Raw genomic sequence first — 20,581 nt, 5'->3', positions numbered from 1 at the left:
ACACCACAACGGGTGCTTCATTAGGCCGGCACTTACTACACCCTTCATTCCTGTGCCCGTCACAGGAATGAAGGGTGGATGGGCTGATACTTGCGCTAGATTTTCTGCCGTAGAGCGTAGTGTCGAACGATTTTCCCAAGCAAAGCACGCCGACCAGCCCATCAGCCACACGGCATGCCCTTAGCCCTCATCCCGAGGGGCACCTCAAGATGAGGGCTTAAGAGAGTGCCTCGCTCATTCTCTAAGCATCAGCCCAAACGCCCAATGAATGTCGCCAAGCCTAGGGTCGAGCCCAATGTGGCCTCACCGGATCAAGCGGCCGTCCGGACGTTCGAGATCGTCCCGATCAGCTCGTTGACGATGCGCTCGATCTGGGCGCGATCGTCGCCCTCGGCCATGACGCGGATCAGCGGCTCGGTGCCGGAGGGGCGGATGACAAGCCGGCCGGTCTTGGCAAGCTCGGCTTCGGCATCGGCGATTGCCTTCTGCACCTGGATATCCTCCAGCGGCTTGCCGCCGCTAATTCGGACATTGCGCAGCAGCTGCGGCACCGGCTCGAAGCGGCGGCAGACCTCGCTGACGGTCCGGCCGGTGCGCTTGACGGCGGCAAGGATCTGCAGTGCGGCAACCAAGCCATCGCCCGTCGTGCCATAATCCGACAGCACGATATGGCCCGACTGCTCGCCACCAACATTGTAATTGTGCTGGCGCATATGCTCGACGACATAACGGTCGCCGACCTTCGTGCGGGCGAGCGCCATGCCGCGGTCGTCGAGAAAGCGCTCGAGGCCGAGGTTGGACATGACAGTGGCGACGATGCCATTGCCACGCAGCTGCTGGCTCTCGGCCCAGCTCTCGGCAATGACGGCCATCAGCTGGTCACCGTCGACGATCGAACCATTCTCATCGACGATGATGACGCGGTCCGCGTCGCCATCGAGCGCGATGCCGATATCGGCACGCACCTCATCGACCTTCTTCTGCAGCGCAACCGGGCTGGTGGAGCCGCAATTGAGATTGATATTGGTGCCGTTCGGCTCGTTGCCGATGGTGACGACGTCGGCGCCGAGCTCCCAGAGCACGGCAGGCGCCACCTTATAGGCGGCGCCGTTGGCGCAGTCGATGGCAATCCGTAGACCCTGCAGCGTCACGTCGCGCGGCAGGGTGCGCTTGGCGTGTTCGATATAACGGTCATGTACGCCGTCGACGCGCTTGGCGCGGCCAATGTCGTCGGACTTGGCGAGCTGCGTGCTCAGGTCCTTTTCGAGCAGCTCCTCGATTTCGGCCTCGATGTCGTCGGACAGCTTATAGCCGTCGGGACCGAACAGCTTGATGCCGTTATCCTCGTAAGGATTGTGCGAAGCCGAAATCATCACGCCGATATCGCAGCGCAGCGAGCGGGTCAGCATGGCAACCGCAGGCGTCGGGATCGGGCCGAGAATGAAAGCATCGAGGCCGGCAGCTGTGAAGCCCGCGACCATGGCGTTTTCGAGCATATAGCCGGAAAGACGCGTATCCTTGCCGATGACGACGCGATGGCGATGATTGCCGCGGCGGAAGATGGTACCGGCGGCAATGCCGACCCGCATGGCGAGATCCGGTGTCATCGGGAAGACATTGGATTGGCCGCGAATGCCGTCGGTCCCGAAATAGCGTCTTTTCATCTGCACTCCTGCGCTTTGCGCGCGCCATTCAAGGCAGCGCGCCGTTCCAAGCGAATCCGGCTTCAATGGAATGTCGTCAATCCACGAGCGCGATTCATGCTTGCCTCAATTCAGCGGAATGCCACAAAATGCGGCGAACGGCACGTAAATTAGCAAGAAAAATGATTATATCCCGTTACCAAATAGAAAAGGCCGGATCTCCCGCTTGGGAAATCCGGCCTTGTTCAAGATGGCGCTAGCGGCTCAATGCGGCTGCGGTTCGAGGCCGGCTTCAGGCTCGTCGCCCTTGGTGGCCGGCCGCGCGCCGGCCTTTGGAACAGCCGAGCCGCGGCTTGGCGGTGAATCATCCCCGAGATCGCGAGACGGCTTCTCGCCGCGGATCAACGCCTTGATCTCTTCGCCGGTCAGCGTCTCGTATTCCAGCAGGCCTTCGGCGAGAGCGACGAATTCGTCGTGCTTTTCCGTCAGGATCGTACGGGCCTGCGTATAGGCTTCGTCTATCAGGCGGCGCACTTCATTGTCGATCTTCTGTGCGGTCGCTTCCGAAACATTCTTCGACTGCGAAACCGAGTGACCGAGGAAGACCTCCTGCTGGTTCTCGCCATAGGCGACCTGACCGAGCTGATCGGAGAAGCCCCACTGCGTGACCATGGCGCGGGCAAGCTTGGTCGCCTGCTCGATATCCGAGGAGGCACCCGAAGTGATGTTTTCCTTGCCGAAGGTGAGTTCTTCGGCGACACGGCCGCCCATCATGATGCAGAGGCGCGACACCATCCACTTGTAGCTCATCGAGTAGCGGTCGCCCTCGGGAAGCTGCATGACCATGCCGAGCGCACGGCCGCGCGGAATGATCGTCGCCTTGTGCAGCGGATCGGCGACAGCGACATTGAGCGCGGTGATGGCATGGCCGGCTTCATGATAGGCGGTGAGCTTCTTCTCCGCCTCGGTCATCGCCGAGGAACGGCGCTCGGCGCCCATCATGATCTTGTCCTTGGCGTCCTCGAATTCCTGCATGGTGACGACGCGCTTGTTGCGGCGGGCGGCCATCAAGGCGGCTTCGTTGACGAGGTTCATCAGGTCGGCGCCGGAAAAACCGGGCGTGCCGCGGGCGAGAACCTTGAGATCGACATTCGGTGCCAGCGGCACGTTGCGGGCGTGCACCTTGAGGATGCGCTCGCGGCCAACGATGTCGGGGTTCGGCACCACGACCTGACGGTCGAAACGGCCGGGGCGCAGCAGCGCCGGGTCGAGAACGTCGGGACGGTTGGTGGCAGCGATCAGGATCACGCCTTCATTCGCCTCGAAGCCGTCCATTTCGACCAGCAGCTGGTTCAGCGTCTGTTCGCGTTCATCATTGCCGCCGCCGAGGCCGGCGCCGCGATGGCGGCCGACCGCATCGATTTCGTCGATGAAGATGATGCAGGGGGCATTTTTCTTCGCCTGTTCGAACATGTCGCGTACGCGGCTTGCGCCGACGCCGACGAACATTTCGACGAAGTCGGAACCGGAAATCGTGAAGAACGGCACATTGGCTTCACCGGCGACCGAGCGGGCGAGCAGCGTCTTGCCGGTACCCGGAGGGCCGACGAGCAGCACGCCGCGCGGGATCTTGCCGCCGAGACGCTGGAATTTCTGCGGATCACGCAGGAATTCGACGATTTCCTCAAGATCCTGCTTGGCCTCGTCGACGCCGGCGACATCATCGAAGGTCACCCGGCCATGCGCTTCGGTCAGAAGCTTGGCCTTGGATTTCCCGAAGCCCATCGCCCCGCGCGAGCCACCCTGCATCTGCCGCATGAAGAACAGCCAGACGCCGAGAATGAGAAGCATCGGCAAGAGCGTGCCGAGATAGCTCAAAAACCCCGAGGAACCGTCCGTTTCCGGACGGGCGGAAACCAGGACATTCTTCTGCTGCAGGCGATCGAGGAGGCTGTCGTCGATTACAGGGGAATAGGTCTGAAAGGTGGTGCCGTTTTCAACATAGCTTCCGGAAACACGGTTGCCCGTGACCACGACATCCTTCACGCGGCCCGCATCGACCTCACGCAGAAACTGCGAATAGGGAATTTCGCGGGAGCCAGTCTGTGCCGGAGCCGTCTGAAACATACTGAACAAGGCGATCAGCAGAAGCGCGATGATCGCCCACAAGGCAAAATTACGTAAGTTAGGGTTCATTGAACTCCCCAGCACTGGAACAGCCGCCTCATGGCGACGGTCTTATTCTTTCTAACATAGGGTTGCGCCGTGCTGTTGCCAAGGCAATCCCCCAGGTCAGATGGTTTTTCCGTCAATACTTCTAAAAGGCAGCCCCGCATAGGGCGCCATCGCGAAAACCGCCGAAAGCCTGTCGGCAAAGATGAAATTGAATCGTGTCAAAAAGCGGTCGAAGGGTGCGAAATAGGGTGTCAGATGGATCGAGCCGACAGATTGCAGAGATAGAGGGTGTCCATCGACGGCAAAAGCCGGCGCGGAGGCGACGGCACGTTTCCACGCCGCCTTGGGCAGGCCCCTGCTCCACTCCCCCTCATTCCTGTGCTCGTCACAGGAATCCAGCGCGCCCAAGTCCTTGGGCGCGGAAGACTCGTCCTGTTTTGTAGAGTCATCCACCGCGCCGACGCGCGGTGGCTGGATTCCTGTGACATCCCTCGGGCGAGGCCCTGAGGACACAGGAATGAGGGAGTAGTGAGTGGCCTGCGCCTCTATCGTTACGGTCTCTCCGGAGCCGTTTACGGCTTCAAACCTCCCATCCCACACCCCCGCCTCTCCCGGCCGTAAAATCATCGGTACGATCCCCCGGCTCTCCCGCGTGAAATAAAGCCCGTCCCGCCTGCGATCGAACACGACTCGACCGATAGTCATCCGACCCGGTTCCCCGCCGGTGGCAAATGAGAGAAGGCGCGCCATCTGCGCCCTCCCCGGCACGAATGGCTGTCCGCCGAAGACGGCCGTCAGGCGGCCGAGCGCATAGTCCAGAACTGCGCGATCCTGCCGCAAACCATCAACAGATACCTGCCCAAGCAGGCCACCATGAAGCCTGAAATGGCGGTCCAGCCAATCAGCGGCCCGGGACGACAGAGCCCGCCGCGCTTCCCAGGCCGCGCGAATATCCGTCTCCATCGCAGGATCGGCCGACCGCCGCCGGCGGATCCGCACGCGCTCATACTTCACATCCTCATTACTGGGATCTTCGATCCAAGGCACGCCGCGCTCTCTTAGGAAAGCCCGAATGTCGGCGCGGCTGGAAAAGAGGAGCGGCCGCAAAATCCAGAACCGCCGGTTGAAGAGCACCGCATCGGCGATACCTGACGAAACCTGCTCGGTTCGCATGCCGCGCATCTGCAATGTTTCGCGCTGATCGTCGAGGGTATGGCCGGTGGCGATGAGATTGGCGCCGAGCCTCTCCGCCGATTCCGCCAAGAGATCGTATCGCGCTTCACGGGCCGCGGCCATGACGCCGGTTTTCGGCTTGTCGCCCTGCCAGGCTGCGATGATGTGGGGAATGCCGAGCGACGCGCAGAGCGCGGCAACCTGTTGCGCTTCGTCCGCGGAGCCGGCCCGCAGACGGTGATCGACGGTGGCAGCACAGAGGGAAATCTTGAGATGAGGCGCGGCCTTCACGGCTTCGTCGAGGAGGAGAAGCAGGCCGGTGGAATCGCTGCCGCCCGAGATCGCGACGAGAATGCGCGCAGGACTTTGAAGCGATGCTAGAAACTGGAGGATCGCCGCATGAGGCGATGCGGCTTCCGGAGACATTCCGGAAGACCTCAGCAGGCGAGGCGTTTCTGTTCGCTCGCAACCTTGCTTATGACGGCGCGTGACGCTTTGGGGTAGCGCTTCGAGACTTCGCGCAGCGTCGCGCAGGCCGTTTCCTTATTGTCGAGGGCAGCAAGCGACATGCCGAGTTTCAGCAGCATTTCCGGCGCCTTTTCCGAGCTGCCGTATTTCTGATGCGCGTTGAGGAAAGTCTTGGCCGCCTCGTTATATTTACCCTGCGAATAAAGCGCTTCGCCGAGCCAGAAGTTGGCGTCGGCCGCCCGCGCGCTGCTCGGGTAACGGGCAATGTACTGGTTGAATTCCTGCTCTGCGGTGCCGTAATCGCCCGACAAGACGTGGCCGTAGGCTGCCTTGTACTGATCCGCCTCACTGCCGAGCGATGCCGTCTGCTGCGGTGTGCGGCCACTGGCATCGGGAATCGGGCCGGAGCCGATGCTGGCATTTTCGTCGACGGTTCCACCGACCGGGTTGCCGTTCTGATCGAACTCGATCGAGCCGAGCTGCTTCGGCGGCTGGCCGAGGCCGGTATTATCAGGCACGTCGGTGGAGGGAGCCGTTTCGGCCCCCTGCGGTGCTTGGATTACCCTGGCGACATCATCCCCGCCGGAAGCTGCCGGAGCGGCATCGGTCTCGCTCTTCTTGACAGGAGCCTTGGCGCCACCGCCGCCGGCTCCGGTTTTCTCGAGCTGCTGGAAGCGGAATTCATTGTCTTCCTGCTGCTTGCGGATCGTCTCCTGCATCTGCAGCAGCTGGAAGCTCATCTCCTCGATCCGGCCGTTCAGCTGCCGCAGCTGCTCTTCGAGCTGCTGCACGCGAACCTCGGCGTCGCCGCTCTGCACCTTGACAACAGGCGCCGCCGCCTGGTTTCCCGCGGATCGACCGCCAAGATGCAGCCCGAAGAACGAGGCCGAATAGGCGGCCCGCTCGCTCCCCGTCATAGCCGCGAGGCACAGCATGCCTGCCACGACAAGTTTCTTCATATGTATCGTCCTGTCCCAGTGATTCTTCGCGCTTTAAGCGCGAACAGGAGATTTTTCCAATTGCTGTCAAAAAGCAACGGAGTCTGGCCAAAGTGTGGTCAAAAAGAAAGGCGGCCCCTCGCGGGACCGCCTTCCGAAAACGAATTGTATCCGAAGATTACATGCCGGCGCCGCCGAGCACGGTGACCGCGCGGCGGTTCTGCGACCAGCAGGAAATATCGTCGCAGACGGCGACCGGACGTTCCTTGCCGTAGGAGATCGTCTTCATGCGCTGCGCCGGAACACCGCGCGAAGCGAGGTAATCCTTGGCGGCAGCAGCACGGCGGGCGCCGAGCGCGAGGTTGTATTCGCGCGTGCCGCGTTCGTCGGCATGACCTTCGACGGTGATCTGGTAATTCGGGTAACGGCCGAGCCACTGCGCCTGACGGTCGAGCGTCTGCGAGGCATCGGCGCGGATCGACGAAGAGTCGGTATCGAAGAAGATGCGGTCGCCGACATTGACCGTGAAGTCCTGGGCCGAACCCGGCGTTGCAGCCCCACTCGCGCCGGCGCCGAGGCCGAGATCACCGGCGCTGTTCGGCGGCTTTTTGGCGCAGCTTGCAAGCGCGAGACCGGCGACAAGCGCGATCATGACGGGGTTGCGGGCGAAATTCTGCATGCGGCTCATTGCCGGGGTGTGAATTCGGCTCATGGCCGGGTCTCCTTGCGATTTCAGGGTTTCCGGACAGTAACCGCACTCGGTTAACCGCCCCTCAAAGATTATGGTTAACAATTTACTGATTTGTCCCGTAGCAGCCCGGTTTCCATGATTCTGGGGCGACAAGAAGGCACTGCCGCATTCTTACTCCAGAAGCGGCGACCAGGCCGGGTCGGAACCGTAGGTCGGTGTCTTGACCAGTTGTTCGTTGTAGCCGGTCAGATCGATTGAATAGAGCTGCGGGCCGCCAGAGCCTGCTGCCTGGCGGAAGAACATCAGCACGCGGCCGTTCGGCGCCCAGGTCGGCCCCTCATTGTGGAAGCCGGTCGTCAGGATGCGCTCGCCCGAACCGTCCGGCTTCATCACGCCGATCGAGAACTTGCCGCCGGACTGCTTGGTGAAGGCGATGAGATCGCCGCGCGGCGACCAGACCGGCGTCGAATAGGAGCCGTCGCCGAAGGAGATACGGGTCTGGCCGGAACCATCGGCATTCATCACATAGATCTGCGGCTTGCCGCCGCGGTCGCTTTCGAAGCTGACACGCGCACCATCGGGCGAATAGGAGGGCGAGGTGTCGATCGCTGCCGTCGAGGTCAGCCGCGTCGTCGTGCGCGAGCGCAGGTCCATCGTATAGATGTTGGAATTGCCTTCCTGCTGCAGGCTCATGATCACCTTCTGGCCATCCGGAGAAAAGCGCGGCGAGAAGGTCATGCCCGGGAAGTTGCCGACGACCTCGCGCTGCCCGGTTTCGAGTTGCAGCAGATAGACGCGCGGCTGCTGGTTGGCAAAGGACATGTAGGTGACTTCCTGCCGGCTCGGCGAGAAACGCGGCGTCAGCACGAGATCGCTGCCGTCGGTCAGCATGCGCACGTTGAAGCCGTCCTGATCCATGATCGCCAGCTGCCGTTTGCGCTGCTGCTTGGTGCCGGATTCCGAGACGAAGACGACGCGGGTGTCGAAATAACCCTCTTCACCGGTGATCTGTTTGTAGATCGCATCGGCGATGATGTGCGCGACACGGCGCCAGTTCTCCGGCTGGGTGAAGAACTGCTGACCAGTCATCTGCTGCCCGGCGAACGGATCCCAAAGTCGGAATTCGGCGCGAAGACGGCCATCTGCTTCCTTAGTAACCCGGCCGGTGACCAGCGCCTGGGCATTGATGACCTTCCAGTCCTCGAAACGCGGCGATGCATCCGGATTGGAGATCTTTTCGATAAAGGCTGACTTGTTGATCGGTGCGAAGAGACCCGACCGCTGTAAGTCGGCGGCGATGACTTGCGAGACCTGCGCGCCCATGTCGCCCTGGAAATCCGTCACCGCAATCGGCATCGGCTGAACGTTGCCTTTTCGAAGATCGAGAGTGACCAACGCGTTCGCCGGCGTCGTAAAGGCTGCAGCCCCAATCAGGCCTGCAATGACCATCAGAGCGCGGATGAGAGAACACTTGACCATATCAAACAAGCCTTTCAGCATCTTATCGGGTAAGAGCGCTTGTGTCGAAATTGAAAACAACTTCCTTCCAAGCATCGTATTTATCTTTCGGAAGCATCGTAAAAGGAGCTGCGCGACGAACGGCGCGAAGGCCGGAAGCGGTAAGACTTTTCTGCGCACGCTCACTGCCACCGGTGACCTGCACATCAGGGTTGCCTACGATCTGCCCGTCTCTGGCGAGCTTTATGTGGATCGTCAAACGCACGCTGCCGATGTCTTTCAGGCGATTGTCGACGAAGAATTGATCTGTGATCGCGTTTCGCACCGCCTCAGCTTCAGCCACGCTGATACGCAGCGAATTGACATCGCTGTTTCGGCGATCAGCCGTCTCCGCATTTGCATCGAAGGGAAATGCGAGGCCAAGGATCAACCCTGCCAGCATCGCGCATATGCCGAAAGATTTCGCGAAATGGATCGAATCGGTCGGCATTTAAATCCCCATATCGCTGGGATGAAAATTAAGAACGACCTCGTTCCACACGTCATACTTGTCCATCGGAAGATTCGTGCGGAACGACGGAGCAGATTTCATCACGGCACGGTAAGCGCCACTTTCCAGCGCACGACGCGTTGAATCGGTGCTGCTTCCACCGGAAGACTCGATTTCAGGTTGGCCGATAATGTTTCCATCTTTGTCGAGTTTGAAATGCACGGTGATGACCATGCCGGAAAGGCCTTCCATTCCCGGAGTGATAAGCCAGTTACCCTCGATCAAACCCTTTAGCGCGTCTTCTTCGCTTTGACTGAGCTTGGAGGCACCATTGCTCTTCTTCGCACCGAGCGAGGCCTCTTGGGTCGAGCGCTTAGCTCCCCCGGCAGAAGGATCGGTCTTGTTCAGCAGGGCGGAAATCTCATCCGCGTTGAAGTCACTCTTCATTGACGAAGCGGATTTCGCCACTTCCTGCTTCTTGTCGGCCTTCTTCTTGTCCGTCGGCGCTTCCGCAGCCTTCGGCTGGTCTGGAGTCTTTTCCGGTGGCTTTTCGGCAGGCTTCTGCGGCTCCGGCGGTTTTACCTGCGGCTTGACGACCGGCGTCGGCACCTTGTCCGGCAATGCTTCCGCATCCGGTTTCGGCGGCTCCTCAGGCTTGGCCTGTTCTTCCGGCGGTTTTTCCTCGGGCTTCGGCGGCGTCACTTCGACGGGCTTCGGCGGCGGAATGGAGGCGACTTCCTTCGGTTGCTCGACCTCGGTCTCTTCCTTGTTGACTTCCTTGACGTCGTTCGGCTTTGGATCGATCTGGGGCTGCGGCTTTTCGCTGGAATTGGCGGCGGCCGCCTCGCTGTTGCTCGGCTTGGCGTTCGGCACCGGCGGCGTCTTCAAATCGACATTGTTGTCGCCGGCGTTCTCGGCCGGCTGTGCGATCGGCGGCCGCGTCGTCGGCACGGGCGCTGAGGTCTCCTTCTTCGGAGCCTTCTTGTCGCCCTGCTGCATCTGGGTGATGGATTCCACCGGCACGAGATCGACCGGCATCGCCTCGAAATCCTCCACCTTGAAGGATTCCGGCGCGCCGAGCGATACCATCGCCCAGGTCAGCACCAGGCAGTGCAGAACAGCAGATGTGACGACGCTGGTCTTCATCTTGAACGCTACTGGTCCTTCTTCTGCTGCGTCACCAGGCCGATATTCTTGAAGCCTGCGCCCTGGATACGGGCCATGACGTCGGCGATGACGCCGTAGGGCGCTGTCGCGTCGCCGCGCACGAAGATACGTTCGTTATAGCCGGTCGTGGCGATCGCCTCGAGTTTGGCGGCGATCTCGGCGGCCGGGATCGGCGTTTCCTGCAGGAACACCTCGCCGTCATTCTTGACGGAGATGGTGATCGGCTGCGTCTCGGAATTCAGCGCCTTGGCCTGCGTTTCCGGCAGATCGATCGGCACGCCGACGGTCATCATCGGTGCCGCTACCATGAAGATGATCAGAAGCACCAGCATGACGTCTACGAGCGGCGTCACGTTGATTTCGGAGATCACGGCCTTGTTCCGACCGCCGCGACGGCGGCGTCCGCCGCCCCCGCCGCCATTGCCTCCAACAGCCATACCCATGTCAGAATACTCCGTTGGTTACTGAGCAGCAGCGCGCGGCTGCAGCTTCTCGTCGATCTGGCGCGAAAGTATGGCGGAGAATTCGTCCGCGAAACCTTCCATGCGCGCCGAGAGCTTGCCGGCATCGGCGGAGAACTTGTTGTAGGCAATAACCGCCGGAATAGCGGCGACAAGGCCGATCGCGGTGGCAAGCAGCGCTTCGGCAATGCCGGGCGCGACGACCGCGAGGTTGGTCGACTTCGAACCGGCGATCGCCTGGAACGAGGTCATGATACCAACGACGGTGCCGAACAGGCCGATGAACGGACCGGCCGAACCGATCGTCGCAAGCGACCCGAGGCGGGCACCGAGATATTCGGTTTCACGGGCGAGCGTCACATCCATCGCGCGATCGATACGCATCTGCAGGCCGATCGGCGAGCGCGCGCCGCGTTCGAAGGATTTCTTCCACTCGCGCATGGCCGCGACGAAGATCGACGCCAGGCCGGTATTGTTGCGCTCCGACAGCGAGCGATAGAGTTCTTCGAGCGACTGGCCTGACCAGAAGACCTGTTCGAATTTGTCGAACTGGCGCCGTGCGCGGCCATAGGCCAGGTATTTGTCGATGACGATCGCCCAGGTCCAAACCGAGGCTGCGATGAGCCCGAGCATGACGAGCTTGACGACGATGCCGGCCTGCATGAAAAGCGACCAGAGGCTGACGTCCGTCGTGGCTGCTGCCAATCCTACTTGTTCCATTGATCCAAAATCCCCGAATCCAAACGCCCGGTGCTGGACCGGGCGGCACAAAGTGATCTCGCAAGAAGTGTCCGGCGGCCGCCGCCCAAAGCCCTGGTCAAGCTTCCAAGCTCATCTCCCGCCTTCTTGCCGTCAAATTTGGTCAAAGGAAGGCGTGCACCGCACAAACTCCGACTTTCCCAGTAAGACACTATTATGGTTAATAGATCGTTAGTGCCGGACTATGACAGCAAGCCTGTATTCGGGAGATTTTATTCCTGGATTACTTGACCGGAGCAGATCCGGCAGCCGAAAGAGCGTGCATCCTCCGGCGCGGGAATTCCTTCACATAAAGCTCAAGTTTTTACAAGGCCGAATCTCGGCCGATTCGGCGCTATAGCGGCGTGCTGCCTTCCAGGAATTTCGCCGCCAGCGTCTCCGGCAGCCGCCGCGGCCGCCCTTTGGCATTGATGACGGCGATGATCACCTTGGCGGCGATCAGCAGCGTCTCGCCCGCGCGGATCTGCTGATTGAGCACCATCTTGGCGCCGCCGGCCTTCTCCGTGTGCGTCAGGATCGTCAGCACATCGTCCATGCGCGCCGGGCTCTTGAAGTCGATCTCCATCCGGTGGACGACGAAGACGAGGCCCTCCTCGTCGGCGCTGACGAGCTCGCGCTGCTCGACGCCGAGGCAGCGCAGATAATCGGTGCGGCCGCGCTCGAGAAAATGCAGGTAGCGGGCGTGATATACAAGGCCGGAGAAATCCGTGTCCTCATAATAGACCCGCTGGACGAGACGATGTCCGGTCTCCGTCAGCTCTCCCGAAATGGAAAAAGGGCGTTCCGTCATAATTTTCTCCAAACTGCGGGGCCCTCTTTGGCGCAACGCCTCTCGGCAGGCAAGCATTGATTGCCCGGTAGGCATGCATTGAATGCGCCGCCGGCAGGCATTGAATGATTGTCATAATTCCTAACTATTCCCGATAATGAGCGAACGATCAGGAGACGATGTGATGAAGATTGCGGTTATGGGCGGAGACGGTTTCATTGGTTGGCCAACCTCGCTGCATCTCTCCGATGCCGGTCACGACGTCCATATCCTCGACAATCTGTCGCGCCGCTGGATCGATACCGAGCTCGGCGTTCAGTCGCTGACACCGATGGATTCGATCCAGGAGCGCACCCGCATCTGGCATGCCGAAACGGGGCGACGCATCCACTTCAATCTGATCGATCTCGCCAAGGATTACGAACTCCTGAAGAACTGGCTCTCAGAACATCGCCCCGATGCCATCATCCACTTCGCCGAACAGCGTGCCGCGCCCTATTCGATGAAGAGTGACCGCCACAAGAATTACACTGTTAACAACAATGTCAGCGCCACGCACAACCTTTTGAACGCGCTGACCGAGCTCAACCTCGACGCCCATCTCATTCATCTCGGCACCATGGGCGTCTACGGCTATTCGACGGTCGGCGCGGCGATCCCGGAAGGGTACCTCCCAGTCGCCATTGAAACGGCGGGCGGCGAGACGGTCAGCCAGGAAATCCTCTATCCCTCCAATCCCGGCTCGATCTACCACATGACCAAGTGCCTGGATCAGCTTCTCTTCCAGTTCTACGCCAAGAACGATAGCTTGCGGATCACCGACCTGCACCAGGGCATCGTCTGGGGCACGCATACAGAACAGACGCGCCGCCACGCGCAGCTCATCAACCGTTTCGACTATGACGGCGATTACGGCACGGTGCTGAACCGCTTTCTCATCCAGGCGGCGATCGGCTATCCGCTGACCGTGCACGGCACCGGCGGCCAGACCCGCGCCTTCATCCATATCCAGGATTCGGTGCGCTGCATCGAGCTGGCCCTCAAGAATCCTCCCGCCCGCGGCGCCCGCGTCGAGATCTTCAATCAGATGACGGAGACCCACCGGGTACGCGACCTCGCCGAAATGATTGCGAGGATCAGCGGCGCCAAAATTGCCTGGCTGCCCAACCCGCGCAAGGAAGCCGCCGAAAACGAACTGATCGTCCGCAACGAAAAGTTCCGCAATCTCGGCCTCGAACCGATCACGCTGGAAACAGGCCTGCTCGGCGAGATCGTCGACGTCGCGAAGAAATTCGCCTATCGCGTCGACCGTGCCCGCGTGCCGGCCGTCTCCGCCTGGACCAGGGATATCGCCGCGACGATCAACCACGATCCGGAAGGCAAGCGGCTGAAGTCGGTGTCATGAGTGCTGAGCGGTGACGAAGGCTAGAAGGCCGCGGCTTGCTCCCTCTTTCCCCAGCGGGGAGAAGAGACATGCAGCAACGCCTTGCCGTCTATCCTCCGCCGGAGCAAGACATATCGAGGCAGTCGAACCCGATGAACCGCTCGTCCGTATTCGCCTACGTCACCCTCGTCACCAACGCCGACTACGCCATGGGCGCCACCGCCCTGGTGAACTCGCTTCGCCGAACCGGTACCACCGCCGACATCGTCGTCCTCCATACCGGCGGCGTCGATGCAACCGCCCTCGCCCCACTGGAAGCCCACGCCTGCCGCCTCATCGAAGTCGAGCACCTGCCGCTCTCCGACGCCTTCAACCAACGCCACGCCCGCGGCCAACTCCATTCCGCCGCGCCTTTCACCAAGGGCCGTAAGCCCGCCTTTCATTCGCCGCTCGACAATTTCTGCAAGCTCAGGCTTTGGCAGCTCGTCGAATACGAACGCTGCGTCTTCATCGACGCCGATGCCTTGGTGCTGAAGAACGTCGACAGGCTCTTCCTCTATCCGGAATTTTCCGCCGCCCCCAATGTCTATGAAAGCCTCGCCGACTTCCGCCGCATGAACTCCGGCGTCTTCGTCGCCACGCCGTCACATGACACATTCCGGCTCATGCTCGAAAGCCTGGACAGACCGGACACCTTCTGGCGGCGCACCGATCAGACCTTTCTCGAGACGTTCTTCCCGGATTGGCACGGCCTGCCGGTTTATTTCAACATGCTGCAATATGTATGGTTCACCATGCCGGCGCTTTGGGACTGGAAGAGCGTTTCGATCCTGCACTACCAATATGAAAAACCGTGGGAAAAGGATCATCCCAAGGCAGCACAGCTACAACCCTTGATCGATTTGTGGCATCGTTTCTACAATGATAGCTATGTGCCGGAGATCGCGGCGCTAGACAATCCGGAAGGGGCAGCATGAAGGTATTGGTATCCGGCGGAACCGGTCTCGTCGGCCGTTATGTCGTCGAGGAGCTTCTGACCGCCGGCTATCAGGTGATCGTCGGTGGACGCCGTGCGCCGCGTGCCCGCCTCTTCTCCCGCCCGGTCGAGTTCGCAGCGCTTTCGCTCGATCCCGATAAGGACCAGATCGACATTTTCGACGACGCCTATTTCTTCGTCCACGCCGCCTTCAGCCACGTTCCCGGCAAATATCGCGGCGGCGAGGGCGATGACCCGAAGAGCTTTCAGAGGTTGAACCTGGATGGCACTGTCCGGCTTTTCGAAGCGGCCAAACGCGCCGGTACGCGCCGCTGTGTCTTCCTGTCCAGCCGGGCGGCCTACGGCGAACACCCTGCGGGAACCGAGCTTACCGAAACGATGCTGCCGAAGCCGGAGACGCTCTACGGCCAGATCAAACTCGACGCCGAAGGCGCGCTGACCCATCTCTCGGCACCGGGTTTTGCCGGCGTCAGTCTGCGGGCGACCGGCATCTATGGCGATCTCTCGCCGAACAAATGGGACGGCCTCATCGACGATTATCGCGCCGGCCGGCCGGTCGCTCCCCGTGCAGGCACGGAGGTTCACGGCCGCGACCTCGGGCGGGCGGTGCGGCTGATGCTGGAAACGGAAAGCACGCGCATCTCCGGCGAGATCTTCAACGTGTCGGACATCGTCGTCGACACCCGCGACATCCTTGCCCCCATCCGGCGTGAGACGGACTGTCGCCATGCGCTGCCGGCTCCGGCCGACGGCACAAAGCTCAATCCGATGAGCACGGCGAAAATCCGCGCGCTCGGCTGGATGCCGGGCGGAACCCCTCTGTTCGAGGAAACAATGCGGCGGCTGGCCGCTTCGCTGGCGACGTCAGCCCGCAAATCCACGCAGGAGCGATAGGCCTCCCCTGACGATAGGCGGCCGCAGGCCGACACGGCGTGAAACCGCCGCGCCCCCGTCGCAGCCTGCATTTGCATCGGGCCTCCAGCCGTCTATGCTCGGCAGAACCTCTCACATCTGGCAGATCGAATGACCGCACGAGAACTGAAGGCGCAGTTGCGCAATGAACGGCTGGCCGCCCGCGACGCCATCGCTCCTGAGGAGCGCATCTCCAAAAGCCTTGCAATGGCGGATCATGCCGGCGAGGCCGTCGCCTTCGCCCCCGGAACGATCGTCTCCGGTTTCCTGCCGATCCGGTCCGAGGCCGATCTGCGGCCGCTGATGGCCCGGTTCGCAGCGCGCGGCGCACGGCTGTGCGTGCCGGCGATCCTCGACAAGCAGACCATCGCCTTTCGAGAACTGACCGAAGGGCTGCCTCTCATTGAGACCGGCTTCGGCACGGTGGCTCCCGGCGCGGAGGCTGCCATTCTCCACCCCGAGATCATGCTGGTGCCGCTTTCGGCCTTCGATGCCCGCGGCCATCGCATCGGCTACGGCGCAGGCTACTATGACCGTGCCATCAGCCGGCTAAGAGAGAAAGGCCTGCATCCGAAGCTGATCGGCATTGCATTCGACTGCCAGGAAGTGGCACATGTGCCGGACGAGCCGCATGACATTAGCCTGGATGCCATCCTGACAGAAAGCGGCCTGCGCTTTTTTGCCTCTTGGATTGGATAGGGAATGCGGCTGCTTTTTTTGGGTGACATGGTCGGCAAGACGGGACGCACGGCGGTCTGGGACCGTCTTCCCGGCCTGATCTCCGACCTCAGGCTCGATTTCGTCGTCGTCAACGGCGAGAACGCCGCCGGCGGCTTCGGCATCACCGAGGACATCTTTCTGGAAACGATCAATGCCGGCGCCGATGTGGTGACGACAGGCAATCACGTCTGGGACCAGAAGGAAGCAGTCGCCTTTGCCGGGCGCCACGATCAGTTTCTGCGGCCGGCCAACTATCCCCAAGGCACGCCGGGCCGCGGCTCCGGTCTTTTCTATGCCAGGAACGGGGCGCGCGTGCTCGTTGCCAATGTCATGGGCCGGGTCTTCATGCATCCGGAACTCGACGATCCCTTCAAATCGGCGGAGGTGATCCTCGACGCCTGCCCGCTGAAGGAGCAGGCCGATGCGATCATTTTCGATTTCCATGCCGAAGCGACCAGCGAGAAGCAGTGCTTCGGCCATTTCGTCGACAGCCGCGCCAGCTTCGTCGTCGGCACCCATACCCATGTGCCGACCGCCGATGCACAGATCCTGAACGGCGGCACGGCCTATATGTCGGATGCCGGAATGTGCGGCGACTATGATTCCTCCCTCGGCATGGACAAGGAGGAGCCGCTCAACCGCTTCATCTCCAAGATGCCGAAGGGCCGCATGGAAGCGGCGAGCGGCCCGGCGACGATCTGCGGCGTCGGCGTCGAGATTTCCGACACGACCGGACTGGCCGAAAAGATCGCGCCGCTCCGGCTCGGACCGCGCCTGGCCGAGACCCTACCGGAGTTCTGGCGGTAAAGCTGCCTCGACACAGACCCCACACACGATTGTGAGCATTCACGGTCTGGACCGCTGCGACCTCTTGCCGCATTCTCCGGCCTTCTCGTGAAAGCGCCGGAGGGGTGGCATGAAGCCGCAACATCTTGTTCTCGCGATCGCATGCATAGCCGCCCTTGTCGTGTCGGGTCCCGCAGCAAGGGCGCAGCAACAGCGGCCGCCCGTCAGCCAGTGCCAGGCAATCGCGCAGACCATCCCGAAGGCGACCTTCGCCAGCTTTTCCGGCGCCCAGCCGGTCGTACCGGCCAGCTCCGAGGGCGAGGACGTCAAACTGACCTTCCTCGGCCACTCCACCTTCGAGATCGACACTCCCGCCGGCATCATCATCGCGACAGATTATAACGGCTGGTACCGGCCGGCGACGCTTCCGGACGTCGTCACGATGAACAAGGCGCATACGACCCACTTCACCTTGACGCCTGAGCCGGGCATCAAGCATGTGCTGCATGGGTGGAGCGATGTTCCCGGCGAGGCAGCCAAAATCGATCTTGTGGTCGGCGACACCCATATCCGCAACGTCACCACGGATATCCGCTTCAGCTATGGCCTCGGCGGCTCGCAGCAGAATGGAAACTCGATTTTCGTCTTCGAAATTGCCGGCCTTTGCATCGGCCATCTCGGCCATCTGCATTACGAACTGACGGATACCCATTATACCGAGATCGGCCGCCTCGACGTCGTCATGGTGCCGGTCGACGGCGGCCTGACCATGGGCGCCGACAGCATGAGCCGTGTGATCAAGCGCCTGCGCTCGTCGCTGATCCTGCCGATGCACCGCCGCGGTCCGCCGGTCAATTCCTTCGTCTCCATGTTCGGCAAGGACTTCGATGTCGCTTATGCGCCTGATGACAGCATCACCGTCTCCATCCGCACGCTGCCGAAGAAGCCACTGATCTACGTGATGAAAGGCGTGCAGTAAAAAGGTCCGGCGGGTCCCGCCAAACCTTGCGCATCAGGCAAATTGCAGGTGACGTTTCACGCCGACGTCGGGCATCTTGTCGTCGTCAAGATTGGCCTTGGCGATCTCCCACCCGAATTTCAGGGTGCTGCCGGTGGAAACCCAGATGTCGGCATCGTCGACATGCAGGGAAAGCATAGTGAGTTTCGGATCTTTCTTGCCGCCGTCATACCAGGCCGCAACCATCGAACTCCAATATTCCTCGATTTTGGAAGGGTCGGGGCGTATCTCGATCACGCCGGAGAGGCAGGCGTGGTAGTCGTGATCCTTGCCGATGACGCAGAAATGCGCGCGGCTGCCGGGCTTGATCACGCGCACGATATCGGCGTCGGTCTTGGTGTAGAACCAGATCGTGTTGGTGGTGGGATCGGCATGCGGCGCCATCGGCTGCATGTGCATATCCAGTCCGGAAATTCCGAGCATGCCGGCATGAACGCCGTTGACCTGATCCCAAAGCTGACGTGCCGGTTGCTCCCGCGCCTCGCTGAGACTTGCCATGACCGTTCCTTTCCGTTGGATGGAGTTCGATTGAAAACGTCATCCTTTCGCCTTTGTTCCGAACTGCTTTTCCCTTGAACGGGTGCCGTTTCGCTCTTATAAGGCGCCCCATTCCGAACAATGAGACGTGAACAGGGGTGCCATGGCTGGCCATTCACAGTTTAAAAACATCATGCACCGCAAAGGCCGTCAGGATGCCGTGCGGTCGAAAATGTTCTCCAAGCTCGCGCGCGAAATCACCGTTGCCGCCAAGGCCGGCCTGCCCGACCCGTCTATGAACGCCCGTCTTCGCCTGGCGATCCAGAACGCCAAGGCCCAGTCCATGCCGAAGGACAATATCGATCGCGCCATCAAGAAGGCAGCCGGCGCCGACGGCGAAAACTATGACGAAGTCCGCTACGAGGGCTACGGTCCCGGCGGCACGGCGATCATCGTCGAAGCCCTAACCGACAATCGCAACCGCACCGCCTCCAACGTCCGCTCGATCTTCACCAAGGCCGGCGGCGCTCTCGGCGAGACCGGTTCCGTTTCCTTCTCCTTCGACCATGTCGGCGAAATCACCTACAAGCTTTCCGTCGGCGACGCCGACAAGGTGATGGAAGCCGCGATTGAAGCCGGCGCCGACGATGTCGAGACCGACGAAGAGGGCCACTACATCACCTGCGCCTTCGAAGCCCTCGGCGAAGTGGCGAAAGCGCTGGAAACGAGCCTCGGCGAAGCCGAAACCGTCAAGGCGGTCTGGCGCGCCCAGAACAATGTGCCGGTGGACGAAGAAAAAGCCCAGTCGCTGATGAAGCTGATAGACAGCCTGGAAGATGACGACGACGTGCAGAACGTCTATTCCAATTTCGAGGTCTCGGAAGAAGTGCTGGCCAAGCTCTCGGCCTGACTTTTCAAAACGATTCCATGAAAAACCCGGCCTCGGCGCCGGGTTTTTTGTGCCGAGCTGCGCGTTGCCTACGCAGCCACCCGCATGAAATTCTCCAGTCCCGCAAACAGCTCCACCGACCTCAGCCGCGCCTCGATATCATGGATCGGCATCGAGATGATCACCTCGTCGGCCTGGGTTTCCTTAATGAATTCCGTCAGTTTCGCTTCCGCCGTCCCCGGTGATCCCACCACGGCATAACGCAGCGTGTGTTCGACGTTCATCTTCTCCATCGGCGACCAGAAAGCCTCCATATCGGCCACCGGCCGCGGGAACGGGCCGCGGACATTGCGGCGCAGGTTGACGAACTGCTGCTCGGCGGAGGTGAAATGATAGCGCGCCTCCTCGTCCGTCGCCGCCACCGCGCCCATGACGCCGACCATCACATAGGGCTTGTCGAGCGTTGCCGAGGGCTGGAAGCGATCGCGGTAGATCGCGATCGCATCGAGCAGCATGTAGGGCGCGAAATGCGAGGCGAAGGCGTAGGGAAGCCCGAGCATGGCGGCAAGCTGAGCGCTGTAGAGGCTGGAGCCGAGCAGCCAGATCGGAACATGTGAACCATTGCCGGGAACGGCGAGGATCGCCTGGTTCTCGACCGGCGTGCCGAGCAGCTGCTGCAGTTCGACCACGTCGTTCGGAAAGCTGTTGGCGCCGGCCTCAAGGTTGCGCCGTAGCGCCTGTGCCGTGCGCATATCCGTCCCCGGCGCACGTCCGAGCCCGAGATCGACGCGGCCGGGGAAGAGCGCCTCCAATGTGCCGAACTGCTCGGCGATGACGAGCGGAGAATGATTGGGCAGCATGACGCCGCCGGAGCCGATGCGAATGCTTTTCGTCGCCGCCCCGACATGACCGATGACGACTGATGTGGCCGCACTGGCGATGCCAGGCATGCCGTGATGTTCGGCGAGCCAGAAGCGCTTGTAACCGAATTCCTCGGCCTTGCGGGCCATTCGCGCCGAGCTTTCGAGCGACTGGCGCACGGTGCTGCCTTCGGCAACGGGGGAAAGGTCGAGGATGGAGAAGGGAACCATGGAAAACCTGCCGGCCAGTTGAAGGATGCAGCCTATGTAGGTTCGCACCCGCACCATTCCAAACCATGCAGGCAAAACAAAGGGCCGCGCGAACGCGGCCCAGGCCGGATGCCGG

Annotated in this window: 20 protein-coding genes; 7 read left to right on the top strand and 13 right to left on the bottom strand. The window is 61.3% G+C overall.

What is annotated here, in order from left to right; all coding sequences use genetic code 11:
• Positions 1 to 311: 311 nt before the first annotated feature.
• The 11 genes from glmM to ybgC all read right to left on the bottom strand — a co-directional run bounded on the left by glmM (position 312) and on the right by ybgC (position 12,213).
• The gene (glmM, locus tag C4N04_RS10300; RefSeq protein WP_038691072.1) at positions 312 to 1,664 is read right to left on the bottom strand and encodes a phosphoglucosamine mutase; all 1,353 of its coding nucleotides are present in this window, start codon (positions 1,662 to 1,664) and stop codon (positions 312 to 314) included.
• Positions 1,665 to 1,907: 243 nt separating this feature from the next.
• Entirely contained in the window at positions 1,908 to 3,839 is a 1,932-nt protein-coding gene (gene ftsH / locus C4N04_RS10295) for an ATP-dependent zinc metalloprotease FtsH (RefSeq protein WP_038691074.1), read from the bottom strand.
• 96 nt (positions 3,840 to 3,935) lie between these two features.
• Complete coding sequence (gene tilS / locus C4N04_RS10290) at positions 3,936 to 5,417, bottom strand: tRNA lysidine(34) synthetase TilS (RefSeq protein ID WP_106795971.1); 1,482 nt, start codon at positions 5,415 to 5,417, stop codon at positions 3,936 to 3,938.
• Positions 5,418 to 5,428: 11 nt separating this feature from the next.
• Positions 5,429 to 6,418 (bottom strand): tol-pal system protein YbgF, encoded by a 990-nt coding sequence (gene ybgF / locus C4N04_RS10285; protein ID WP_106795970.1) that lies wholly within the window; start codon positions 6,416 to 6,418, stop codon positions 5,429 to 5,431.
• A gap of 157 nt (positions 6,419 to 6,575) precedes the next feature.
• Positions 6,576 to 7,109, bottom strand: a complete 534-nt coding sequence (gene pal, locus C4N04_RS10280) for a peptidoglycan-associated lipoprotein Pal (protein WP_106795969.1) — start codon at positions 7,107 to 7,109, stop codon at positions 6,576 to 6,578.
• 150 nt (positions 7,110 to 7,259) lie between these two features.
• A complete protein-coding gene (gene tolB, locus C4N04_RS10275; protein WP_077990845.1) occupies positions 7,260 to 8,567 on the bottom strand; it encodes a Tol-Pal system beta propeller repeat protein TolB in 1,308 nt (435 codons plus the stop codon).
• Positions 8,568 to 8,589: 22 nt separating this feature from the next.
• The gene (locus tag C4N04_RS10270; RefSeq protein WP_106795968.1) at positions 8,590 to 9,036 is read right to left on the bottom strand and encodes a cell envelope integrity protein TolA; all 447 of its coding nucleotides are present in this window, start codon (positions 9,034 to 9,036) and stop codon (positions 8,590 to 8,592) included.
• Positions 9,037 to 10,182 carry a hypothetical protein gene (locus C4N04_RS10265; protein ID WP_077990511.1) on the bottom strand — a complete coding sequence of 382 codons (1,146 nt, stop codon included), beginning with the start codon at positions 10,180 to 10,182 and terminating at the stop codon, positions 9,037 to 9,039.
• An 8-nt stretch (positions 10,183 to 10,190) separates the two neighbouring features.
• Entirely contained in the window at positions 10,191 to 10,646 is a 456-nt protein-coding gene (gene tolR / locus C4N04_RS10260; protein ID WP_003566333.1) for a protein TolR, read from the bottom strand.
• Positions 10,647 to 10,664: 18 nt separating this feature from the next.
• The gene (tolQ, locus tag C4N04_RS10255) at positions 10,665 to 11,384 is read right to left on the bottom strand and encodes a protein TolQ (protein WP_004671617.1); all 720 of its coding nucleotides are present in this window, start codon (positions 11,382 to 11,384) and stop codon (positions 10,665 to 10,667) included.
• 373 nt (positions 11,385 to 11,757) lie between these two features.
• Positions 11,758 to 12,213, bottom strand: coding sequence for a tol-pal system-associated acyl-CoA thioesterase (ybgC, locus tag C4N04_RS10250; protein ID WP_096764375.1), 456 nt, complete (start codon positions 12,211 to 12,213; stop codon positions 11,758 to 11,760).
• A 163-nt stretch (positions 12,214 to 12,376) separates the two neighbouring features.
• Here ybgC and C4N04_RS10245 point away from each other — a divergent pair, with 163 nt between their 5' ends.
• From C4N04_RS10245 to C4N04_RS10220, 6 genes are all read left to right on the top strand, one after another.
• Positions 12,377 to 13,597, top strand: a complete 1,221-nt coding sequence (locus C4N04_RS10245; protein WP_106795967.1) for an NAD-dependent epimerase/dehydratase family protein — start codon at positions 12,377 to 12,379, stop codon at positions 13,595 to 13,597.
• A gap of 131 nt (positions 13,598 to 13,728) precedes the next feature.
• Positions 13,729 to 14,553, top strand: a complete 825-nt coding sequence (locus C4N04_RS10240) for a glycosyltransferase (RefSeq protein ID WP_106796009.1) — start codon at positions 13,729 to 13,731, stop codon at positions 14,551 to 14,553.
• Positions 14,550 to 15,467, top strand: coding sequence for an NAD(P)-dependent oxidoreductase (locus C4N04_RS10235; RefSeq protein WP_106795966.1), 918 nt, complete (start codon positions 14,550 to 14,552; stop codon positions 15,465 to 15,467). The genes C4N04_RS10240 and C4N04_RS10235 overlap by 4 nt, the downstream gene beginning before the upstream one ends.
• 129 nt (positions 15,468 to 15,596) lie before the next feature.
• A complete protein-coding gene (locus C4N04_RS10230) occupies positions 15,597 to 16,184 on the top strand; it encodes a 5-formyltetrahydrofolate cyclo-ligase (protein WP_039622052.1) in 588 nt (195 codons plus the stop codon).
• A 3-nt stretch (positions 16,185 to 16,187) separates the two neighbouring features.
• The gene (locus tag C4N04_RS10225) at positions 16,188 to 17,012 is read left to right on the top strand and encodes a YmdB family metallophosphoesterase (protein ID WP_077990520.1); all 825 of its coding nucleotides are present in this window, start codon (positions 16,188 to 16,190) and stop codon (positions 17,010 to 17,012) included.
• A 109-nt stretch (positions 17,013 to 17,121) separates the two neighbouring features.
• Positions 17,122 to 17,970 (top strand): MBL fold metallo-hydrolase, encoded by an 849-nt coding sequence (locus C4N04_RS10220; RefSeq protein WP_106795965.1) that lies wholly within the window; start codon positions 17,122 to 17,124, stop codon positions 17,968 to 17,970.
• A 33-nt stretch (positions 17,971 to 18,003) separates the two neighbouring features.
• Here C4N04_RS10220 and C4N04_RS10215 read toward each other — a convergent pair whose 3' ends face one another.
• The gene (locus C4N04_RS10215; protein WP_038691094.1) at positions 18,004 to 18,507 is read right to left on the bottom strand and encodes a pyridoxamine 5'-phosphate oxidase family protein; all 504 of its coding nucleotides are present in this window, start codon (positions 18,505 to 18,507) and stop codon (positions 18,004 to 18,006) included.
• Positions 18,508 to 18,649: 142 nt separating this feature from the next.
• Between C4N04_RS10215 and C4N04_RS10210 the strand changes: the two genes are divergently transcribed.
• The gene (locus tag C4N04_RS10210) at positions 18,650 to 19,396 is read left to right on the top strand and encodes a YebC/PmpR family DNA-binding transcriptional regulator (RefSeq protein ID WP_038691096.1); all 747 of its coding nucleotides are present in this window, start codon (positions 18,650 to 18,652) and stop codon (positions 19,394 to 19,396) included.
• Between the two features lie 68 nt (positions 19,397 to 19,464).
• Here C4N04_RS10210 and C4N04_RS10205 read toward each other — a convergent pair whose 3' ends face one another.
• Positions 19,465 to 20,466: an LLM class flavin-dependent oxidoreductase gene (locus C4N04_RS10205; protein WP_106795964.1), complete on the bottom strand. Its 1,002-nt coding sequence runs from the start codon at positions 20,464 to 20,466 to the stop codon at positions 19,465 to 19,467.
• Positions 20,467 to 20,581: the final 115 nt, after the last annotated feature.

Origin of the sequence: Rhizobium sp. H4 (assembly GCF_003013335.1) — a bacterium.
Classification (GTDB): domain Bacteria; phylum Pseudomonadota; class Alphaproteobacteria; order Rhizobiales; family Rhizobiaceae; genus Rhizobium; species Rhizobium sophoriradicis.
This window is presented reverse-complemented; position numbering and strand designations above follow the sequence as displayed.

Coding starts and splice junctions, on each gene's coding strand:
- ftsH (WP_038691074.1), bottom strand. CDS start 3,839: ATGAACCCTAACTTACGTAATTTTGCCTTGTGGGCGATCATCGCGCTT.
- pal (WP_106795969.1), bottom strand. CDS start 7,109: ATGAGCCGAATTCACACCCCGGCAATGAGCCGCATGCAGAATTTCGCC.
- glmM (WP_038691072.1), bottom strand. CDS start 1,664: ATGAAAAGACGCTATTTCGGGACCGACGGCATTCGCGGCCAATCCAAT.
- C4N04_RS10245 (WP_106795967.1), top strand. CDS start 12,377: ATGAAGATTGCGGTTATGGGCGGAGACGGTTTCATTGGTTGGCCAACC.
- ybgF (WP_106795970.1), bottom strand. CDS start 6,418: ATGAAGAAACTTGTCGTGGCAGGCATGCTGTGCCTCGCGGCTATGACG.
- C4N04_RS10205 (WP_106795964.1), bottom strand. CDS start 20,466: ATGGTTCCCTTCTCCATCCTCGACCTTTCCCCCGTTGCCGAAGGCAGC.
- C4N04_RS10240 (WP_106796009.1), top strand. CDS start 13,729: ATGAACCGCTCGTCCGTATTCGCCTACGTCACCCTCGTCACCAACGCC.
- C4N04_RS10230 (WP_039622052.1), top strand. CDS start 15,597: ATGACCGCACGAGAACTGAAGGCGCAGTTGCGCAATGAACGGCTGGCC.
- tilS (WP_106795971.1), bottom strand. CDS start 5,417: ATGTCTCCGGAAGCCGCATCGCCTCATGCGGCGATCCTCCAGTTTCTA.
- tolR (WP_003566333.1), bottom strand. CDS start 10,646: ATGGGTATGGCTGTTGGAGGCAATGGCGGCGGGGGCGGCGGACGCCGC.
- ybgC (WP_096764375.1), bottom strand. CDS start 12,213: ATGACGGAACGCCCTTTTTCCATTTCGGGAGAGCTGACGGAGACCGGA.
- C4N04_RS10225 (WP_077990520.1), top strand. CDS start 16,188: ATGCGGCTGCTTTTTTTGGGTGACATGGTCGGCAAGACGGGACGCACG.
- tolQ (WP_004671617.1), bottom strand. CDS start 11,384: ATGGAACAAGTAGGATTGGCAGCAGCCACGACGGACGTCAGCCTCTGG.
- C4N04_RS10235 (WP_106795966.1), top strand. CDS start 14,550: ATGAAGGTATTGGTATCCGGCGGAACCGGTCTCGTCGGCCGTTATGTC.
- C4N04_RS10210 (WP_038691096.1), top strand. CDS start 18,650: ATGGCTGGCCATTCACAGTTTAAAAACATCATGCACCGCAAAGGCCGT.
- C4N04_RS10220 (WP_106795965.1), top strand. CDS start 17,122: ATGAAGCCGCAACATCTTGTTCTCGCGATCGCATGCATAGCCGCCCTT.
- C4N04_RS10270 (WP_106795968.1), bottom strand. CDS start 9,036: ATGCCGACCGATTCGATCCATTTCGCGAAATCTTTCGGCATATGCGCG.
- C4N04_RS10215 (WP_038691094.1), bottom strand. CDS start 18,507: ATGGCAAGTCTCAGCGAGGCGCGGGAGCAACCGGCACGTCAGCTTTGG.
- C4N04_RS10265 (WP_077990511.1), bottom strand. CDS start 10,182: ATGAAGACCAGCGTCGTCACATCTGCTGTTCTGCACTGCCTGGTGCTG.
- tolB (WP_077990845.1), bottom strand. CDS start 8,567: ATGGTCAAGTGTTCTCTCATCCGCGCTCTGATGGTCATTGCAGGCCTG.